Source organism: Streptomyces cellostaticus (genome assembly GCF_023630175.1).
Taxonomy (GTDB): Bacteria; Actinomycetota; Actinomycetes; order Streptomycetales; family Streptomycetaceae; genus Streptomyces; species Streptomyces cellostaticus_A.
In genome coordinates, this window is record NZ_JALLIN010000019.1 from 96,365 (window position 1) to 113,612 (window position 17,248).

Here is a 17,248-nt window from a genome sequence, read left to right on the forward strand (position 1 = left end):
CGTCAGGGCGCCCCGCCGTCCGCGGCCAGGAGTGTGACCAGGGCCCGGGCCGCGGGGCTGGTGGCGCGCTCCGGCGGCAGCAGGGCGACGGTCTCGTACTCCGCCTGGACCGCGCCCTTCACGGGCAGCGCCGTCAGCGAGGGGCGCTTGTGCCGGAAGTGCCGCGGCACGACGGCGATGCCGAGGTTCTCGTCGACCAGGTCCAGCAGGCTGTGAACGTCGTTGACCTCCAGCGCGACCGTGCGCCGGAGACCGGTGGCGGCGAAGGCGGCGTCGGTGGTGCGGCGCGGGCCCCAGTCCGGGTGGAAGTCCACGAACACCTCGCCGGCCAGGTCGTCCGGCACGAGCACCGCGCCGGTCGCGGCGAGCCGGTGGCTGGGATGGCACAGCACCGTCATGGGCTCACCGGTCAGCGACACCGAGCGGAGCTGGTCGGTGTCGGCCTGGGTGCGGTAGGCGAAGGCCAGGTCCAGCCGCCCCGCGGCCACCTCCTCGGCCAGTGCCCCCGAGCCCGCCTGCCGCAGCCGGATCTCCACGTCCGGATGCCGGCGCCGGAAGGCCGCCAGCAGCCCCGCCACGTGCACCCCGGCGATGCACTGCTCGGTGCCCAGCGCCAGCGTGCCGCGCAGCACGCCCTGCACCGCGGCCACCGCCTCGTGCGCCGAGCGCACCTGCGCCAGGATCCGCTCGGCCTCCACCAGCAGCGCGCGCCCCGCCTCGGTGAGCGTCACCCGGCGGGTGGTCCGCACGAACAGCGGCGCCCGCAGCTCGCGCTCCAGCGCCCGGATCGAGGCCGACAGACCGGACTGGGACACCAGGAGGCGCTCGGCGGCCCGGGTGAAGTGCTGGTCCTCGGCGACCGCGACGAAGTGCTGGAGATGGCGCAGTTCCATGATTGAGAAGCCTATCCGCTGAATCGCATCGGATTCTTCTGTTGGACCGCTGCCCGGCGTCCGGTGAAGGGTGGAACCGGTAGATCTTGTGTCCATCCCTCTGGAGTCGCGTTGTACACCGCACACCCCGACCGCTACGCGGACATGCCCTACCGGCGCGCCGGACGCAGCGGTCTGAAGCTCCCCGCGCTGTCGCTCGGCCTGTGGCACAACTTCGGGCCCGACCGGCCCGCCGAGACCCGGCGCGCCATCCTGCGCCGTGCCTTCGACCTCGGCGTCACCCACTTCGACCTGGCCAACAACTACGGCCCGCCGCCCGGTGCCGCGGAGTCCGCGCTCGGCGAGGCACTGAAGGCCGACTTCACCCCCTACCGCGACGAACTGGTGATCTCCACCAAGGCCGGCTACCTGATGTGGCCCGGCCCGTACGGCGAATGGGGCTCGCGCAAGTACCTGCTGTCCTCTCTCGACCAGAGCCTTCGGCGGATGGGCCTGGAACACGTCGACATCTTCTACTCGCACCGCTTCGACCCGGACACTCCGCTGGAGGAGACGATGGGCGCCCTGCACACGGCGGTGCGCCAGGGCAAGGCGCTCTACGTCGGCGTCTCCAACTACTCCGCCGAGCAGACCCGCGAAGCGGCCCGGATCCTCGCCGATCTCGGCACCCCGCTCCTCGTCCACCAGCCGCGCTACTCGATGCTCGACCGCCGCCCCGAGGACGAGGGCGTGCTGGACGCCCTGGACGAGCTGCGGGCCGGGTCCGTCGTCTACTCCCCGCTGGAGCAGGGCCTGCTCACCGGGCGCTACCTCGACGGCGTCCCGGAGGGTTCCCGGGCCGCGAGCGACAGCCCGTTCCTGAACTCGGACGCCGTCACCGAGGACCTGGTCGGCCGGCTGCGCGCCCTGGACGCGATCGCGAGGTCCCGTGGGCAGTCCCTGGCCCAGATGGCCCTGGCCTGGGTGCTGCGCGGCGGCCGGGTCACCTCCGCGCTGGTCGGTGCGAGCAGCCCGCGGCAGCTCGAGGACAGCGTCGGGGCGGTGCGCCGACTCGACTTCGACGACGAGGAGCTGGCGCGCATCGACGCCGTCGTGAAGGGCTGAGAACACCGGAACCGGCGGCCGGACCATGCGCGTCCGGCCGCCGGTCCCGGGGCGCCGCGGGCCGCGATTTCCGCGCGGTACCGCCCGCGCATTCGCTGGGAATTCCCGCCGCGGAACTCCGCACCGGCGTCGTCGCCGATCGCGGCCTCAGACCTCCGGCGGGACCCGGTCCAGGAATCCCAGCACCTGCCGGATGCGGCCCTCGCCGTCCAGGGTGATCACGTCGAACCCGGCGACCGGGGCCGAGCCGTCCCGCTCGTTCACCAGCTCCCAGCCGAAGCGGGCGATGTCGTGGTGCCCGTCCACCGCGCCGTGCGGACGGAACACGAAGCCGGGGAACTGCTCGTGGACCGCCGTGATCACGGCAGCGATCCCCTCGTGCCCGCGCACCTCGGCCAGTGGATCGGTGTAGCCGCCGTCCTCGGTCCAGGCCGCGGCGACGGCCTTGCGCAGGGCCTCCGGCTCGACGGCGTTCCAGGCCTCGAAGTAACGGGCGACGGCACCCTCGTAGTTCACGGACATGGTGAATCAGCCTCCATAGAGGTCGTCATCGCTGGTCGGAAACCGGATCCGGGATTCGCCGATCCGGTGTGACCACCATGCCCGAGCCGCGCGGGCCCGGTCGATTACCTCCCGGGTAATGACGCGCCTCCGTATACCCGGGTTATTTCGGCCACAAAGCGCGATGAATATGCCAGGAGACTGGCCGGAAAGTCATGGTGACAGTGTTTCGGGAGTGGCGATACTCGATGAGCAGGGGCACTTCACCGCACAGGAGCCGCACCGAGAGCGAGGGCCGGCCGGCACACCAGCGAGGCGACGGGGGAGTGAGCGTGCACGACGAATTCCTGTGCCATGTCACCGCGTACGGCACGTGCGGCGGGCGGCGTATCGGCGTTCCGCTCGGTACCTACCGCGCGCCCACGCTGCCCCTGGCCCTGTGGTGGCTGCGCGACCGGGCGTCCTGGATCGCCGAGCGGCTGGATCCGAGCCCGCGGGATCCCGCCTTCCCGGCGGCCGCGCTGGTCCCGGTCGCGGAGACGGTGGCCGACGTGCCCGCCCTGCTGCGCGCCTGGTGCGCCGACGGCGCCCGGCAGGAGCTGATCGCGGAGGAACTGGCGGGCGGACGGCTGGTGCGGATCGCCGCCAGCGACGACACCACCGAGTACGAACTGCTCGCCGAGTCGGTGGACGCGCTGCGTATGCAGCGCACCCTCCCGGCGCTCGTCGTGCCCGTCGCCTGACGCCCGCCCGCGGGCCCGGCAGGAAGCGCGCGGCGCCCGCCGCCCCGCCGCCCGGCACGCTCCACGCGTCACCCGCCAGGTGTGCCCGGCCGCCCGGGCACACGAACGGCCCAATCGGTACAATTCTGCACATGGCGGAGCGGCCAATCGCCCCGGCGGCACCCGAACTCGTGCTGGAGACCGACGCGGGCTCCACGGTGATGAACCCCGGCCACGACTACCACGTCGGGCGTGATCCGCTGAGCGACATCGTGTTCGACGACGACCGGGTCTCGTGGCACCACGCGGTGCTCCGCTGCGACCACGACCGCTGGACCCTGCGGGACGCGCAGAGCACCAACGGCACCTACGCCGACGGCCGGCGCATCGAGGAGTGGGACGTCCGCCCGGGCAGCGTCATCCGCTTCGGCAACCCCTCAGACGGCCCCCGCGCCGTCCCCGTGGGCCCGCCCGGGCCCGCCGCGCACGGCCCGTCGGCCGTCTCGCACCCGGAGCTGACCGGTACCTACCGGGCTCCGAGCAGTGTCCGTCCACTGCCCGTGCGCACCATCCGCATCGGCCGGGCCGAGGACAACGACCTCGTCGTCGACGACCTGACCGTCTCCCGCCACCACGCCGAACTGCGCGCCCACGCCGACGGCAGCTACGAGATCGTCGACCTCGGCAGCCACAACGGCACCTATCTCGACGGCGCCCCCGTCACCCAGGCCCCGATCGGGCCCGGCGACCTCGTCGGCATCGGCCACATCACCTACTGCCTGGTGGACGACGGACTGCAGGAGTACGTGGACACCGGCGAGGTCTCGCTCGACGCGCAGGACCTCACGGTCACCGTCGGTGGCGGCAAGGTCATCCTCGACCACGTCTCCTTCCCGGTGGGGGAGAAGTGCCTGCTCGCGGTCGTCGGGCCGAGCGGCTCGGGCAAGTCCACACTGCTCGGCGCCCTCACCGGACAGCGTCCCGCCGATCACGGCACCGTCCTGTACGACGGCCGCGACCTCTACCACGACTACGCGGAACTGTGCCGGCGCGTCGGCCTGGTCCCGCAGGACGACATCCTGCACCCCCAGCTCACCGTACGCGCCGCCCTCTCCTACGCCGCCGAACTGCGCTTCCCCGGCGACACCGCGCGGGCCGAACGGCGGGCCCGGGTGGACGAGGTGATCGGGGAGCTGGGCCTCGGGACGCGGGCCGACCAGCCGGTGCACAGCCTCTCCGGCGGCCAGCGCAAGCGGGTCAGCGTGGCCCTGGAACTGCTGACCAAACCGTCCCTGCTCTTCCTCGACGAGCCGACCTCCGGACTCGACCCCGGCATGGACCGCTCCGTGATGCACATGCTGCGCGGCCTCGCCGACGACGGCCGCACCGTCATCGTCGTCACCCACAGCGTGCTCAGCCTCGACGTCTGCGACCGCCTGCTGGTGCTCGCCCCCGGCGGCCGGATCGCCTACTACGGCCGGCCCGACGACGCCCTCGCGTTCTTCGGCTTCGAGCAGTGGCCGGAGGCCTTCGAGGCCTTCGACCGCGACGAGGACCGCGACTGGGCGGGGGAGTACCGCGACTCCCCGTTCCACCGGTACTACGTCACGGAGGACGGCACCCAGCCCCGCCTGCCCTCCGCCCCGCAGGCCGTGCCGGTGCCACCGCTCCGCCCGCGCGGCTGGGGCGCCCAGCTCCGCACCCTCGTGCGCCGCTACACCGCCGTCCTCGCCGCCGACCGCACCTTCCTCGCCGTGATGATCGCGCTGCCCTTCGTCATGGGTGCCATGGCCCGGGCCCTGGCCGGCAGCCGGCTCACCCGGGACACCGCGATGAACGCGCTCCTCATCCTGTGCGTCGGCGCCGTACTCACCGGGGCCGCCAACGCGGTGCGCGAACTCGTCAAGGAACGCGCGGTCTACCGGCGCGAGCGCGCCGTCGGCCTGCCCAGATCGGCCTATCTCATGTCCAAGGTGGTGGTGCTCGGCACCGTCACCGTCGTCCAGGCCGTCGTCCTCACCCAGGTCGCCCTGCTCGGCGTCGACCTGAACGCGCCCGGCGGCCGGGGTGTCCTGCTGCCACCGCTGGCCGAGATCACCCTCGCCGTCGCGCTGCTGGCCTTCACCGCGATGATGCTCGGTCTGCTGGTCTCCGCGCTGGTGCGCAAGGAGGAGGTGACGATGCCGCTGCTGGTGCTCCTCGCCATCGTCCAGGTCGTCTTCTGCGGCGCCCTGCTCCCGCTGCACGGCGTGCCCGGCCTGGAACAACTGTCCTGGCTGGTGCCCGCCCGATGGGCGCTCGGCGCCATGGCCGGCACCATCGGGCTGGCCCGGATCGTGCCGGGCACCGTCACCGCCGATCCGCTGTTCCGCCACTCCGCCGGGATCTGGCTGATGGACCTGGGCATGCTCCTGGTGCTCTCCGTCCTCTACGGCCTGCTGGTCGTCCCGCTGCTGCGCCGGCACGAACCCGTCGTGATGCGGAGGCGGGCGGCCCGATGAGCGGACAGCGCGCCGCCGCGTTCCGGCCCACCCACGTCGTGCCGCCCGACGGCATGCCGGCCTGGGAGGCCCCGGACCCGGCCCGCCCCACGGTGGCCCTCGACCCGCTGCTGCCCGTCGAACTCGTCGAACGGCTCGGCGACTGGGGGCACATCCGCTGCGCCAACGGCTGGGCCGCCTGGGTCGACGGCCGCTATCTGGTCGCCGTGCCCCGGGACCCGCCCGCCGCCGGTGACCCGCCCGCCGGCACCACGGACCCGCTGCCGCTGCTGGCCCGGGCCGAACGGGCCCTGGCCGGCTACCGGGCCGCCGTCCGCGAACTCGCGGACGGCGGGCTGGACGGCCGTGCCTTCGAGGACCGCACCCGTGCGCTGCGCATCGGGATCGTGGTCGACGGCGAGTCGATGTGGGTCTACGACCCCGACGAGGGCCGATGGATGTACGGCGACGGACGCCGGCTGCACACCTACGCCGCCGAGCGCCCGGCCACCGGCGGCACGCAGCCCGACCACGCCCCCACCCGGTACGCCGCCCCCGGGGGTGAGTCCTGATGGCGGGCCGGGCGGATGTCTCCTCGGGGCGGCCCCCGGAACTCGTCGGACACCGGGTGGCGGACTACCTGCTGGAGAGCGTGATCGGCCGCGGCGGCATGGCCGTCGTCTACCGCGCCCGCGACCTGCGCCTGGACCGCACCGTCGCGCTCAAGCTGCTCGCCCCGGAACTGTCCCGCAACGACACCTTCCGCAAGCGCTTCACCCACGAGTCCCGGGTGGCCGCCGCCATCGACCATCCGCACATCGTGCCCGTCTTCGAGGCCGGCGAGACGCACGGGGTGCTCTACATCGCCATGCGCTACGTGCCCGGCAGCGACCTGCGCCATCTGCTCGACGAGCGCGGACCGCTGCCCTTCGCCGACGCCGTGCGCATCGCGGCCCAGGTGGCGTCCGCGCTGGACGCCGCCCATGAACACGGTCTGGTCCACCGGGACGTGAAACCCGGCAACGTCCTGATCGCCCGCGGTACCGACAGCGACCACCCCGAGCACGTCTACCTCACCGACTTCGGGCTGACCAAGAAGTCGCTGTCCCTGACCGGGTTCACCAGCGTGGGCCAGTTCGTCGGCACCCTCGACTACGTGGCCCCGGAGCAGATCTCCGGCCGGCCCGTCGACGGCCGCTGCGACGTCTACGGCCTCGCCTGCGTCGTCCAGGAGACCCTGACCGGCCGCCCGCCGTTCCAGCGCGAGGACGACATGGCCCTGCTGTGGGCCCACCAGTACGCGGATCCCACCCCGCCCGGCGCCGTCCGCCCCGGCCTGCCCCGAGGCGTCGACGCGGTCTTCGCCCGGGCCCTCGCCAAGAGCCCGGACGCCCGCTACGACACCTGCCTCGACTTCGTCGCCGCCCTGCGCGCCGCCCCCGCCGCCACCGCCCCGGACCGCCCGGCGCCGGTCCGGCCCCGGCCGCCCCCGGGATGGGCCCGCCCGGTCTTCCCCGCCGCCGGGCCGTAGGCCCAGCCGCCGGGCTCCCGCCCGGCCCCGCGACGCCGTGCGCGCACTCCCGCCGCGCCCGTCCGCGATCCGGGTACGCCCGTACGGGGCCCGCGGCCCGGCGCGTCCTCGGCCTGCGCCGCGGCCCCCGGAGCTCGCACCCGGGGCCGCGTGGCCGCCCGGCGGGCGGACCACGGGAAGGCCTCGGCCCGGCCCCGGTCCGGTCAGGCCGGGCCCTCGGGGACGTCTGCCCGGCCCGGCCGGTGCACCGGCCGGGCCAGCAGCGCGCCCAGGAAGCCGGTGGCCAGCCCCCACAGCGCGCCCAGGCCCACCGCCTGCCACAGCCGGGCCCTGAGGAACAACTCCCCGGACAGCCCGCCTCCCAGGTCGCCGATGCCGAGCAGCGACAGTCCGTAGTGCGCCGAGATCCGGCAGAGCAGACAGACGGCCAGGACCGTCAGGGCCAGGGCGACGGCCAGGCGCACCGCGTGCTGCCAGGCCCGGACCCCGGCCGGGCACCGTGCCGCCATCAGGAAGGCCACCGCCGACGTCAGCACCACCTGGGCGACCAGCAGCCACCACATCCCGCCGTCCCGCCCGGTGAGCGTGCGCAGGTTCAGCGTGGCGACGTCCGGGGCGCGCAGGACGTGGTCCAGCACCTCGGGCATCGGCAGCCCGAACGGGCCGTCCACCCGGCCGTTCCAGGTGGCGCCCTGGCCCAGGGTGAGGGCGAGCCAGGCCAGGTTGGGCAGACCGAGCAGGATCACCGCGAACGTCTCGGCGGGGTGCCCGCGCGTCGCCGCCGACACCAGTGCCACGACGAGGCCGACGACGACGTAGCCGAGCAGCAGCAGGACCACGGCGTGCGCGGCCGGGCGTACCGGCTCGCGCAGCCGCAGCAGCCGTCCGGGCAGCGGCGCGCCGGGCACCACCAGCAGGGCCAGCAGCAGCACCCCGGCCAGCCACAGCAGCCCGAACACCACGGTCAGCGGCACATCGGTGGTGAACCCGACCGTCGGCGCCCCACCGAACAGGTCGGTGAGGTCGCTGAGCGTGCCCTCGCCCACGTCCACCGCGAAGGTCCGGCGGGCGGCGAGACCGAGACCGATCAGCGCGAGCAGCCAGAGCAGCGCCAGCCGGGCGGCCCAGCCGGCCAGTTCCCCGCCCGGGACGACCGCCCGGTGCCGCAGGGGCCGCAGGAAGCCCGCGCCGATCACCAGGGCGCCGGCCAGGGTCACGGAGAGCGGCATCACGGTGAGACCGGCCCCGGTGCGCGCGAGCGGTCCCGCGTCGCCGGTGAGTTCGAGCGTGCCGCCGACCGCCGTCACCACGGTCGCGGCCACCACCCGGGCGAACGCGCCGTCGGGCAGCCCCGTGGCACCGGCCGCCCACAGCCCGGCGGCCGCGAGGACGAACATCACGGCCAGTGCCGACAGCACCGTCACCACGGCCCGGACCCAGCCGGGGCGGGCGGCGGGCCGTGCGGCGGCGGTCACAGGGGTCACCCTCGTCAGGCTAGGCAGGGCCGGAGCACCTCGCCCGCCGGATGAGCCGTCCGGCTCCGGCTTGCGAGCGCCGGGGGGCCGGAGCACACAATCTGATATGAGCCGTGATCGCGACGGGAAGAAGTGCTCGTGAGCGTCGAACCTCCGTCCTCCGGCCGTCCGACCGGGCCGCCCTCCGGCCCGCTGTCGGGATCCTCCCGGCCACCCACCGGACCACCCTCACCGCCGCCGGGCGGCGGCTCCGGCCCGCCGGCCGGGGGAGGGGGACCGCACCGGCCGTGGTGGAAGTCCGCTCCGCGCGTCGCCGCGCTCACCGCGGCGGTGGTCGCGGTCGCCGTCCTGGCGGTGGTCCTCACCCGTTCCGGGACGGGCTCCTCCGCCAGGGGCGGCGAGATCTTCCTGCAGCCGGCGGGCCAGACCGGCCCGGATCCGTTCACGGCGTCGACCGTGCGGGAGGCGGGCGCGCCGACCTCCGCACCGGCGACGTCCGCACCGGGCACCCCGACGGAGCCCTCCGCGCCCGCCAACGCGGTGCGGGGGGTGGACGGGGGCGCGCCGGGGCTCTACAGCGGGGTCAGGAACCGCCCGAGCTGCGACGTGGAGAAGCAGATCGGGGCCCTGCGGGCCGACCCGGCGAGGAACCGCGCCTACGCCGCCGCGGCCGGCGTCCGGCCGTCCGCCGTCCCCGCCTTCCTGCGGTCGCTCACCCCGGTCACGCTGCGCGCCGACACCCGGGTCACCAACCACGGCTACCGCGACGGCCGCGCCACCGGCTTCCAGGCGGTCCTCCAGGCCGGCACCGCGGTGCTGGTCGACGGGCGCGGCGTGCCCCGCGCCCGCTGCGCCTGCGGCAACCCGCTCACCCCGCCGGTCGCGCAGCGCGGCACCGTGCGGCTGACCGGCGACCGCTGGGCCTCCTACCGGCCGTCGGACGTCGTCGTGGTGACGCCCGCCCCGGCGGCCGTGGACGCCTTCGTGATCTACGACCCCCGGGGCGACGACTGGTTCCGCCGTGAGTCCGGCGACGACACCGGCCGCCACGACGAGCACACCGTGCCCCCGAAGGACACCCACCCGTGGATGCCGCCGGCCGGGTGCGCGTCACCCGGGGCGACCGGCACCTCGGGCCGGCCCTGCCCGCCGACGTCGACGCTGGGCAATCCGTCCGGGTCGCCCTCGTCCTCCCCGGCTCCGTCGGGCTCGGGTTCGCGGCCGCCGTCGTCCGGGGAGTCCCCGGAGTCCTCCTCGCGTCCGCCGTCCCCGCCGCCTCCGACCGAGGCGCCGTCCTCCGGACCCTCGACCGGGGCTCCCCCGACCGGTCCGACGTCCTCCGGCCCCCCGTCGCGAGCCTCCTCGTCCGCGCCGTCCGCTCCCTCCGCGCCGGGCTCGGAGCCGGCCCGGTCCGCGCCCTCGGGGCCGCCCGGCGGGACCCGGCAGGCGGCATGACCGGCGGGCATGGCAGGCTGTGCGCGGTGGGCGAACGCACCGGGGGGACTGCCGTGCCCGGCTCCGGGTACGAGGACAGGTGCAACAGTGAGCGGCCGGAGCGGGCCTTCCGAGAGAGACACGCATGACCGAGTACCTGGGCGGGGCAGTGGTACCGACTGGTTTCGACGTACCCGTGGAGCCGCTGAGACGTGCCGCGCACTACACCGGCGCACCCGGCTGCATCGCCGAGGCACGGGCGTTCGCGGCCCGGTTCCTGGAGCGGCTCAGGCACGAGTGGTGCGCCGGCATCGACGACCGGACCGACGGTGAGCTGCTCCTCGTCGTGAGCGAGCTGGTCACCAACGCCGACCGGCACAGCAGCGGCCCGTACGTCCTGGAGCTCGAGGGCACCGACTCGTCGGTCACCGTCGCGGTCTGCGACAGCAGCGCGACCCTGCCCCGGCACTATCCGAAGAACCCCGAGCGGGTGGGCCGGCACGGTCTGGAGATCGTGCACGCGGTGGCGGCGGAGGTCACCGTGGAGCGGGTACCGGTGGGCAAGCGCGTGTCCGCACGGGTCGAGCTGCGCTGAACCCGCGGGAACCGGCCCCGAGGCGGGGCCGGTTCCCGCGGGCGGCGGAACCCCGGACGGCGCACGTGGGCCCGGGCGCTCGGCGCGCCCGGGCCCACGTCGTGGATGCCGGTGTCAGGGGGTGTCCGCGTCAGGCGCAGCCGAGTTCGCCCAGCATCCCCTGGCGCAGCCGGGTGATGATCCGCTTGATCAGCCGGGACACGTGCATCTGGGAGCAGCCCAGCCGCTCCCCGATCTCCGCCTGGGTCGCCTCCTCGACGAACCTCATGTGGATGATCTGCCGGTCGCGGTCGCTGAGCTCGTTCATGAGCGGGGCCAGCGCGTGGAAGTCCTCCACGAGCCGCAGGCCCTCCTCCTCCACGCCGATGAAGTCGGCGAGCACGGCCTCGCCGTCCTCGGGGCCGTCGCCGGTGAGCGCCGCGTCCAGCGAGGCGGAGTTGTAGCCGTTGGAGGCGAGCTGGGCCTCGACCACCTGGTTCTCGGAGATGTTCATGAGGGTGGCCAGCTCGGCGACCGTCGGGTCCCGGTCCAGCCGGCTCGACAGCTCCTCGCGGGCCCGGGCCAGCTCGACGCGCATCTCCTGCAGCCGCCGGGGCACGTGCACCGCCCAGGTGGTGTCACGGAAGAACCGCTTGATCTCGCCCACGATGTACGGCAGCGCGAAGGAGGTGAACTCCACCTCGCGCGCGAGCTCGAACCGGTCGATGGCCTTGATCAGGCCGATCATGCCGGTCTGGACGATGTCCTCCATGTCGTCACCGCGGTTGCGGAAGCGGCCGGCCGCGAACCGCACCAGGGACATGTTCATCTCGATGAGGGTGTTGCGCGCGTACTGGTACTCGTGCGTGCCCTCCTCCAGCTCCGCCAGCCGGCGGAAGAACTGGCGGGACAGCTCCCGGGCGTCACGCGGCGCGACGGAAGCCGGGTTCTCGATGCCGGGCAGCGACGCCTCGTCCGCCCTCCCCAGCTCGGTCCTCTCGACGACCTCTGCCTCCGACCGGATCCCGGCGGTTGTCATTTCCTCTCCCCACGTCAGTCACGGTTCGAGCCTGCCGCATCGGACCGGGGTCCGATCCCTGTGCATGTCGCGTCTCCCCCGCATACCCGTAATCCGGGTACGCATACCTGCTCACGGTGCTCACGCGGCGGATACCCCCGGTGATCCGATGCATGCCCGTCCCGGTCCGGCCGGTTTTCGCGCCGGGGTGAAGCGGCGCGCGGTCCGGCGCCCCGCGATGCACGGCACGGCCCACGTGCCCTGATCGGACGCTCCTGGTGCAGGGACCCCCTAGGCTGAACGGGTGACCGACCAGGTGAGCGAAGAGGCCCGTGCCATCCCCCTGCGCCGCGAGCCCCGGCGCCCGGACGCCGGCGGTGCTCGGCCGGCCGGTTCCGGAGCGCCGGAACCGGTGCCCGCCGAGCCCCTGTGGCGCGATCTGGTCGGGGACGTGCTGCGCCGCGAGCGGCAGGCCCAGGAGCGCACGCTCCGGGACGTCGCCGACGCGGCCCGGATCTCCCTGCCCTACCTGTCGGAGATCGAACGCGGCCGCAAGGAGGCCTCCTCCGAGGTCCTCGCGGCCGCCGCCCGCGCCCTCGGGCTGGGACTCGGTGACCTCCTGTCGCGCACCGGGTCCGAACTGATCCGCCGGACCGGAGCGGCCCCCCGCACCGGAGGCCGGGCTCCGCACGGCGGCCTCTGCCTGGCGGCCTGACCGGACCCGGCCCGTCCGGTCACACGGCCGCGCTGCCGCGCAGTCCCCGGAAGAACGCCCGGACGTCGCCGACGAGCAGGTCCGGTTCCTCCATGGCCGCGAAGTGCCCGCCCCGGTCGAACTCCGTCCATCGCACGATGTTCTCGGTCCGGTCCGCCTTGTGGCGCAACGGGATCTGGAGTTCGGCCGGGAACAGGGCAAGCGCGGTGGGCACCGTCGACGGGTCGGCGGGCCGGGCGGCGCGGCCGGTGGCGTGCGCGCGTTCGTAGTAGATGCGGGCGGACGAGCCGGCCGTACCGGTCAGCCAGTACAGCATCACGTTGGTCAGCAGCCGGTCCCGGTCGACCGCCTCCTCCGGCAGCTCCTTGGAATCGGTCCACTCCCGGAACTTCTCCACGATCCAGGCGAGCTGGCCCACGGGGGAGTCCGTCAGCCCGTAGGCGAGGGTGTGCGGGCGCGTGGACTGGAGCACCGCGTATCCCGTGCCCTCCCGCGACCACTCCTCCCACCCGTTCCACGACCTGAGCGCCCTCTGCCGTTCCTGCGGCGCGAGCGTGCCGAGCTCCTCCTCGGTGGGCCGGGTGGCGGCCTGGGCGCCGGGCAGCAGGTTGAGGTGGACGCCGGTCACCCGGTCCGGGTGGGCGCGGCCCAGCTCGCGGGAGACGGCCGCGCCCCAGTCGCCGCCCTGCGCGCCGAACCGCTCGTACCCCAGCCGCCGCATCAGCTCCGCCCAGGCGTCCGCCACCCGCCCCGCCTCCCAGCCCGGCTCCGAGGTGGGCCCGGACAGCCCGAAACCGGGCAGGCTGGGCACGACGACGTGGAAGGCGTCGGCCGCGTCGCCGCCGTGGGCCACCGGGTCGGCGAGCGGCCCGGCCACGTCCAGGAACTCCACGACCGAGCCCGGCCAGCCGTGGGTGAGGATCAACGGGGTGGCGTCCGGCTCCGGGGAGCGCAGGTGCGCGAAGTGGATCGTGGCGCCGTCGACGGTGGTGGTGAACTGCGGCCACTCGTTCAGCCGCGCCTCGGCCGCACGCCAGTCGTACTCGTGCCGCCAGTACCCGGCCAGCTCCCGCAGATAGCCGGGCGGGACCCCGTACTCCCACCCGGCGTCCGGCAGTTCCGCGGGCCATCGGGTGCGGTCGAGACGTTCGTGCAGGTCGTCGAGGTCGCTCTGCGGGACCGACAGGTGGAAGGGCCGGATGTGCCCGACGGATGGGGAGGTCATGATCGGGATGCTACGCGCGGGCCCCGTTCACCCGCGCGGACCGTTCGCGGCCCCCACCGATGAGTTCCGGGCGGAGCATCGGTCCTCTCAGGTGAACGCCGTTCCACGCCCCGGGAGGTACTCATGCACACGGACGGATTCATCACGTGTCTCTGGTTCGACGGTCAGGCCGAGGAGGCGGCGGAGTTCTACGTCTCCGTCTTCAAGAACTCGAGCGTCGGCCGGATCAGCCGCTACCCCGAGGGCAGCCCCGGGCAGGCCGGCGCGGTGATGGCCGTGGAGTTCACGGCCAACGGGCAGAGGTTCGTCGCCCTGAACGGCGGTCCCCAGTTCACGTTCAACGAGGCGATCTCGTTCCAGGTGCACTGCTCCGACCAGCGGGAGATCGACCACTACTGGAGCCGGCTCGTCGAGAACGGCGGCGAGGGCGGCCCCTGCGGCTGGCTCACGGACCGCTACGGAGTCTCCTGGCAGGTCGTCTACGACCGGCTGGGCGAGATGGTCTCCGCCCCGGAGCCGGAGAGGGCCGAGCGGGTCACCCGCGCCATGATGAGCATGGGCAGGCTGGACGTCGCCGCGCTGGACGCGGCGTACGAGGGGCGGTAGCGCCGTCGGTGTCCCGCGCCCGGCGCGCGCGCCGGGCGCGGGATGACTAGCGTTCTGTGCGGGGGCGGACCGACGCGGATCAGCCGAGCGGAGAGGGCCGCGACCATGGCCGTGCAACCTGAGGGAACGCCCTGCTGGGCCGACGCGATGTTCGGCGACCTCGAGGCCGCCAAGAACTTCTACGGCGAGGTCCTCGGCTGGACCTTCGGCGAGTCGTCGTCGGAGTACGGCAACTACACCCAGGCCTACGCCGACGACCAGGCGGTGGCCGCCGTGGTGCCGCCCATGCCCGGCCAGGAGGGCCAGTCGCAGTGGTGCCTGTACTTCGCCTCGCCGGACGCCGCCGCCACCGCGGAGCGGATCCGGGACAACGGCGGCGAGGTGCTGATGGAGCCGATGCGGATCGGTGAGTTCGGCACCATGTGCCTCGCCCGCGAACCCGCCGGCGCCGTCTTCGGCGTGTGGCAGGCCGGCAGCCACGAGGGCTTCGACGCCACGGCGGTGCCCGGTGCCTACTGCTGGGCCGAGGTCTTCACCCGCGACCCCGAGCGCACGGACGACTTCCTGACCGCGGTCTTCCCGTACCGGGCGAAGCGGATCGCGGACGACGCGATCGACTTCCGCATGTTCGACATCGGTGAGGACACCGTCCTCGGCCGGATGCGGATGACCGACGACTTCCCGCCGGAGGTGCCGTCGTACATCAACGTCTACTGGACCGTCGACGACTGCGACGCGGCCGTGGCCCGGGCGTCCGGGCTCGGCGCCGTCCTGCACTTCGGGCCCATGACCAGCCCCTTCGGCCGGTTCGCGGCACTCAGCGATCCGCAGGGCGCCAACTTCTCGGTGATCGACGTCAAGACAACCGAGGGCGAGATGCCGCAGATCACCGAGGACTGACCCGCCGCCGGGAGGCACCGGGTCCGGCGGCCGCCGCCGCCGTGGCATGATCGGCCGTATGCGTGAACGTGTGGTGGCCGCGTGCGACGGGGCTTCGAAGGGAAACCCGGGACCGGCCGGATGGGCGTGGGTGGTCTCCGACGACGAGCGGACCGCGGCCCGGTGGGAGTCCGGCCCGCTCGGCCGGGCCACCAACAACGTCGCCGAGCTGACCGCTCTGGAGCGGCTGCTCGCCTCCGTCGACCCGGACGTGCCGCTGGAGGTCCGGATGGACTCCCAGTACGCGATGAAGGCGGTCACCACCTGGCTGCCCGGCTGGAAGCGCAACGGCTGGAAGACCTCGGCCGGCAAGCCGGTCGCCAACCAGGACCTCGTGGTGCGCATCGACGCGCTGCTCGACGGCCGGTCGGTCGAGTTCCGCCACGTCGCCGCCCACCAGGTGGACGGCGACCCGCTGAACGACTTCGCCGACCGCGCCGCCAGTCAGGCCGCCACCGTCCAGGAGGCCGCCGGCAGCGCGCTCGGCTCCCCGGAGCCCCCGCCCTCCCCCGACACGCCGGTGGCCGGTGCGGCGCGCAGGAAGGCACCGCGCCGCACCGGCGGCGGAGCGGCGGCCCGCTCCTCCTCCCGCACCATCAAGGCGAAGTTCCCCGGCCGCTGCCTGTGCGGCCGCTCCTACGCGGCCGGTGAGTCCATCGCCAAGAACGCGCAGGGCTGGGGCCACCCGGAGTGCCGCACCGCGGACGCCTGAGCGGCCGGGCCCCGCGGCCCCTGCCGGGCGTCAGCGGTCGAACGTGTAGAACCGCGTGTGGTCCAGCAGGTCGGCCGGACGCACGTCGTTCCAGGGCTTCATCGGCTCGTTCAGATCGACGACGTCCGGCGTCCCGCCCGCCGGCACGTACCCCGAGTCCGGGTGCCGGCGCTGCCACTCGGCCCACAGCTTGTCGACATAGGCGTGGTGCAGCCAGAACACGGGGTCGTTGGGGGAGACACCGGTGGCCATCTGGCCGCCGACCCAGACGTGCACCCGGTTGTGCAGGTTCACCCCGCGCCAGCCCTCCAGGTGGTTGCGGAAGCCGTCGGAGGCACTGTTGAACGGCGCCATGTCGTACACCGGCATCGTCAGCACCGACTCGACCTCGGCGGGTGTGGGCAGTTCGCGCACGCCGGTGCCCAGCGAGCGCCGCAGGAACGAACGGCCGTCCACCCGGACGCCGATCGTCCAGTCGCCGGTGGTGGCGGCGAACGGGCCGTCCATCACCCGGCCGTCCGAGGCGCGGCCGGTACCGCCCAGGAAGTCCGGCGCCCACAGGGAGGCGCGCACCGTGCGATCCCTGCTCCAGTCCCAGTAGGGCAGGGCCACCGAGGGGTCGACCGCCTGCAGCGCCCGCTCGAATTCCAGCAGGAAGCGGCGGTGCCAGGGCAGGAAGGACGGGGAGCGGTGGCCGGTCCGCTCACCGGTGTCGGTGTCGGACATGATGAAGCCGTTGTGCGTGCGGACGAACTCGTCGTAGCGCCCGCTGCGCTTGAGTTCGAGGACGGCGCCGGTGAACCGGCGCTTCTCGCCGGCGGTCAGATCGGCCTGGTTCTTGCGTACGGTCATGTGCGTGGCGCTCCGAAGAAGTCCTGGTGGGGGCGGTCAGTTGGCGGGGAACGGCAGCAGTTCCGCGCCCTGCAGTTCGTCCACCGCGGCACGGGCGGCGGCGCGCGGGGTGGGCACCGGGTCGTAGTGGCTGACCACGCTGATCCAGGTCCCGTCGGCGTTGCGCATCACGTGCAGCTCGACGCCGTCGACGAACACCGCGTAACCGCCGCCGTGTTCGTGGTGACGGCCGCCGCCGTCCGACGGACGGCCCTGTATCCGGCGGCCCTTGTAGACCTCGTCGAAGGAGTCCGGTGCGCCGTGGTGGTGTTCGGCGGCCGGTGCGGCGGGCGCGAGGAGTGTGGCCGCCGAGGCGGTGGCGGCGAGAGCGGCCGCCGTGGTCATCGCGCGGCGCCGGGTGAGTTCGGGCATGCGGGTCCTCCTGCGGGGGAGCGAGTGGTGACTCCGCATGCCTATCGGGCTCCCGG

18 protein-coding genes are annotated in these 17,248 nt (G+C 74.0%); 11 read left to right on the top strand and 7 right to left on the bottom strand.

Annotated features, from left to right (window positions below):
* Nucleotides 1-2 precede the first annotated feature (2 nt).
* Nucleotides 3-893, bottom strand: a complete 891-nt coding sequence (locus MXD57_RS14505) for a LysR substrate-binding domain-containing protein (RefSeq protein ID WP_250401819.1) — start codon at nucleotides 891-893, stop codon at nucleotides 3-5.
* Nucleotides 894-1,004: 111 nt separating this feature from the next.
* Here MXD57_RS14505 and MXD57_RS14510 point away from each other — a divergent pair, with 111 nt between their 5' ends.
* Entirely contained in the window at nucleotides 1,005-1,997 is a 993-nt protein-coding gene (locus MXD57_RS14510) for an aldo/keto reductase (protein WP_250401820.1), read from the top strand.
* 147 nt (nucleotides 1,998-2,144) lie between these two features.
* Here the strand turns inward: MXD57_RS14510 and MXD57_RS14515 are convergent, their stop codons facing one another.
* Nucleotides 2,145-2,519 (bottom strand): nuclear transport factor 2 family protein, encoded by a 375-nt coding sequence (locus MXD57_RS14515; RefSeq protein ID WP_250401821.1) that lies wholly within the window; start codon nucleotides 2,517-2,519, stop codon nucleotides 2,145-2,147.
* Between the two features lie 311 nt (nucleotides 2,520-2,830).
* Here MXD57_RS14515 and MXD57_RS14520 point away from each other — a divergent pair, with 311 nt between their 5' ends.
* The 4 genes from MXD57_RS14520 (at nucleotide 2,831) to MXD57_RS14535 (ending at nucleotide 7,231) form a co-directional block, all read left to right on the top strand.
* Nucleotides 2,831-3,241: a hypothetical protein gene (locus MXD57_RS14520; protein ID WP_250401822.1), complete on the top strand. Its 411-nt coding sequence runs from the start codon at nucleotides 2,831-2,833 to the stop codon at nucleotides 3,239-3,241.
* 131 nt (nucleotides 3,242-3,372) lie between these two features.
* Complete coding sequence (locus tag MXD57_RS14525) at nucleotides 3,373-5,721, top strand: ABC transporter ATP-binding protein/permease (protein WP_250401823.1); 2,349 nt, start codon at nucleotides 3,373-3,375, stop codon at nucleotides 5,719-5,721.
* Entirely contained in the window at nucleotides 5,718-6,272 is a 555-nt protein-coding gene (locus tag MXD57_RS14530; protein ID WP_250401824.1) for a hypothetical protein, read from the top strand. Before MXD57_RS14525 ends, MXD57_RS14530 begins: the two co-directional genes overlap by 4 nt.
* Complete coding sequence (locus MXD57_RS14535) at nucleotides 6,272-7,231, top strand: serine/threonine-protein kinase (RefSeq protein WP_250401825.1); 960 nt, start codon at nucleotides 6,272-6,274, stop codon at nucleotides 7,229-7,231. Before MXD57_RS14530 ends, MXD57_RS14535 begins: the two co-directional genes overlap by 1 nt.
* A gap of 203 nt (nucleotides 7,232-7,434) precedes the next feature.
* On the opposite strand, the gene MXD57_RS14540 is transcribed toward MXD57_RS14535, so the two are convergent.
* Nucleotides 7,435-8,715, bottom strand: a complete 1,281-nt coding sequence (locus MXD57_RS14540) for a streptophobe family protein (protein ID WP_250401826.1) — start codon at nucleotides 8,713-8,715, stop codon at nucleotides 7,435-7,437.
* A gap of 129 nt (nucleotides 8,716-8,844) precedes the next feature.
* Here MXD57_RS14540 and MXD57_RS14545 point away from each other — a divergent pair, with 129 nt between their 5' ends.
* Both MXD57_RS14545 and MXD57_RS14550 read left to right on the top strand, forming a co-directional pair.
* Nucleotides 8,845-10,161, top strand: coding sequence for a DUF6777 domain-containing protein (locus MXD57_RS14545; protein WP_250401827.1), 1,317 nt, complete (start codon nucleotides 8,845-8,847; stop codon nucleotides 10,159-10,161).
* A 124-nt stretch (nucleotides 10,162-10,285) separates the two neighbouring features.
* Nucleotides 10,286-10,735 carry an ATP-binding protein gene (locus tag MXD57_RS14550; RefSeq protein WP_250401828.1) on the top strand — a complete coding sequence of 150 codons (450 nt, stop codon included), beginning with the start codon at nucleotides 10,286-10,288 and terminating at the stop codon, nucleotides 10,733-10,735.
* Nucleotides 10,736-10,865: 130 nt separating this feature from the next.
* Here MXD57_RS14550 and MXD57_RS14555 read toward each other — a convergent pair whose 3' ends face one another.
* The gene (locus MXD57_RS14555; protein ID WP_250401829.1) at nucleotides 10,866-11,753 is read right to left on the bottom strand and encodes an RNA polymerase sigma factor SigF; all 888 of its coding nucleotides are present in this window, start codon (nucleotides 11,751-11,753) and stop codon (nucleotides 10,866-10,868) included.
* Nucleotides 11,754-12,036: 283 nt separating this feature from the next.
* On the opposite strand from MXD57_RS14555, the gene MXD57_RS14560 reads away from it, so the two are divergent.
* Entirely contained in the window at nucleotides 12,037-12,447 is a 411-nt protein-coding gene (locus MXD57_RS14560; RefSeq protein ID WP_308290756.1) for a helix-turn-helix domain-containing protein, read from the top strand.
* Nucleotides 12,448-12,466: 19 nt separating this feature from the next.
* On the opposite strand, the gene MXD57_RS14565 is transcribed toward MXD57_RS14560, so the two are convergent.
* A complete protein-coding gene (locus MXD57_RS14565; RefSeq protein ID WP_250401830.1) occupies nucleotides 12,467-13,672 on the bottom strand; it encodes an epoxide hydrolase family protein in 1,206 nt (401 codons plus the stop codon).
* A 123-nt stretch (nucleotides 13,673-13,795) separates the two neighbouring features.
* Here MXD57_RS14565 and MXD57_RS14570 point away from each other — a divergent pair, with 123 nt between their 5' ends.
* The 3 genes from MXD57_RS14570 (at nucleotide 13,796) to MXD57_RS14580 (ending at nucleotide 15,929) form a co-directional block, all read left to right on the top strand.
* On the top strand, nucleotides 13,796-14,278 hold the full coding sequence (locus MXD57_RS14570) for a VOC family protein (RefSeq protein ID WP_250401831.1): 483 nt from the start codon (nucleotides 13,796-13,798) through the stop codon (nucleotides 14,276-14,278).
* Nucleotides 14,279-14,383: 105 nt separating this feature from the next.
* Nucleotides 14,384-15,178: a VOC family protein gene (locus MXD57_RS14575; RefSeq protein ID WP_250401832.1), complete on the top strand. Its 795-nt coding sequence runs from the start codon at nucleotides 14,384-14,386 to the stop codon at nucleotides 15,176-15,178.
* Nucleotides 15,179-15,224: 46 nt separating this feature from the next.
* On the top strand, nucleotides 15,225-15,929 hold the full coding sequence (locus tag MXD57_RS14580) for a ribonuclease H family protein (RefSeq protein ID WP_250401833.1): 705 nt from the start codon (nucleotides 15,225-15,227) through the stop codon (nucleotides 15,927-15,929).
* A gap of 30 nt (nucleotides 15,930-15,959) precedes the next feature.
* On the opposite strand, the gene melC2 is transcribed toward MXD57_RS14580, so the two are convergent.
* Nucleotides 15,960-16,781, bottom strand: coding sequence for a tyrosinase MelC2 (gene melC2, locus MXD57_RS14585; RefSeq protein ID WP_250401834.1), 822 nt, complete (start codon nucleotides 16,779-16,781; stop codon nucleotides 15,960-15,962).
* Between the two features lie 36 nt (nucleotides 16,782-16,817).
* Nucleotides 16,818-17,192, bottom strand: coding sequence for an apotyrosinase chaperone MelC1 (melC1, locus tag MXD57_RS14590; RefSeq protein ID WP_250401835.1), 375 nt, complete (start codon nucleotides 17,190-17,192; stop codon nucleotides 16,818-16,820).
* Nucleotides 17,193-17,248 lie beyond the last annotated feature (56 nt).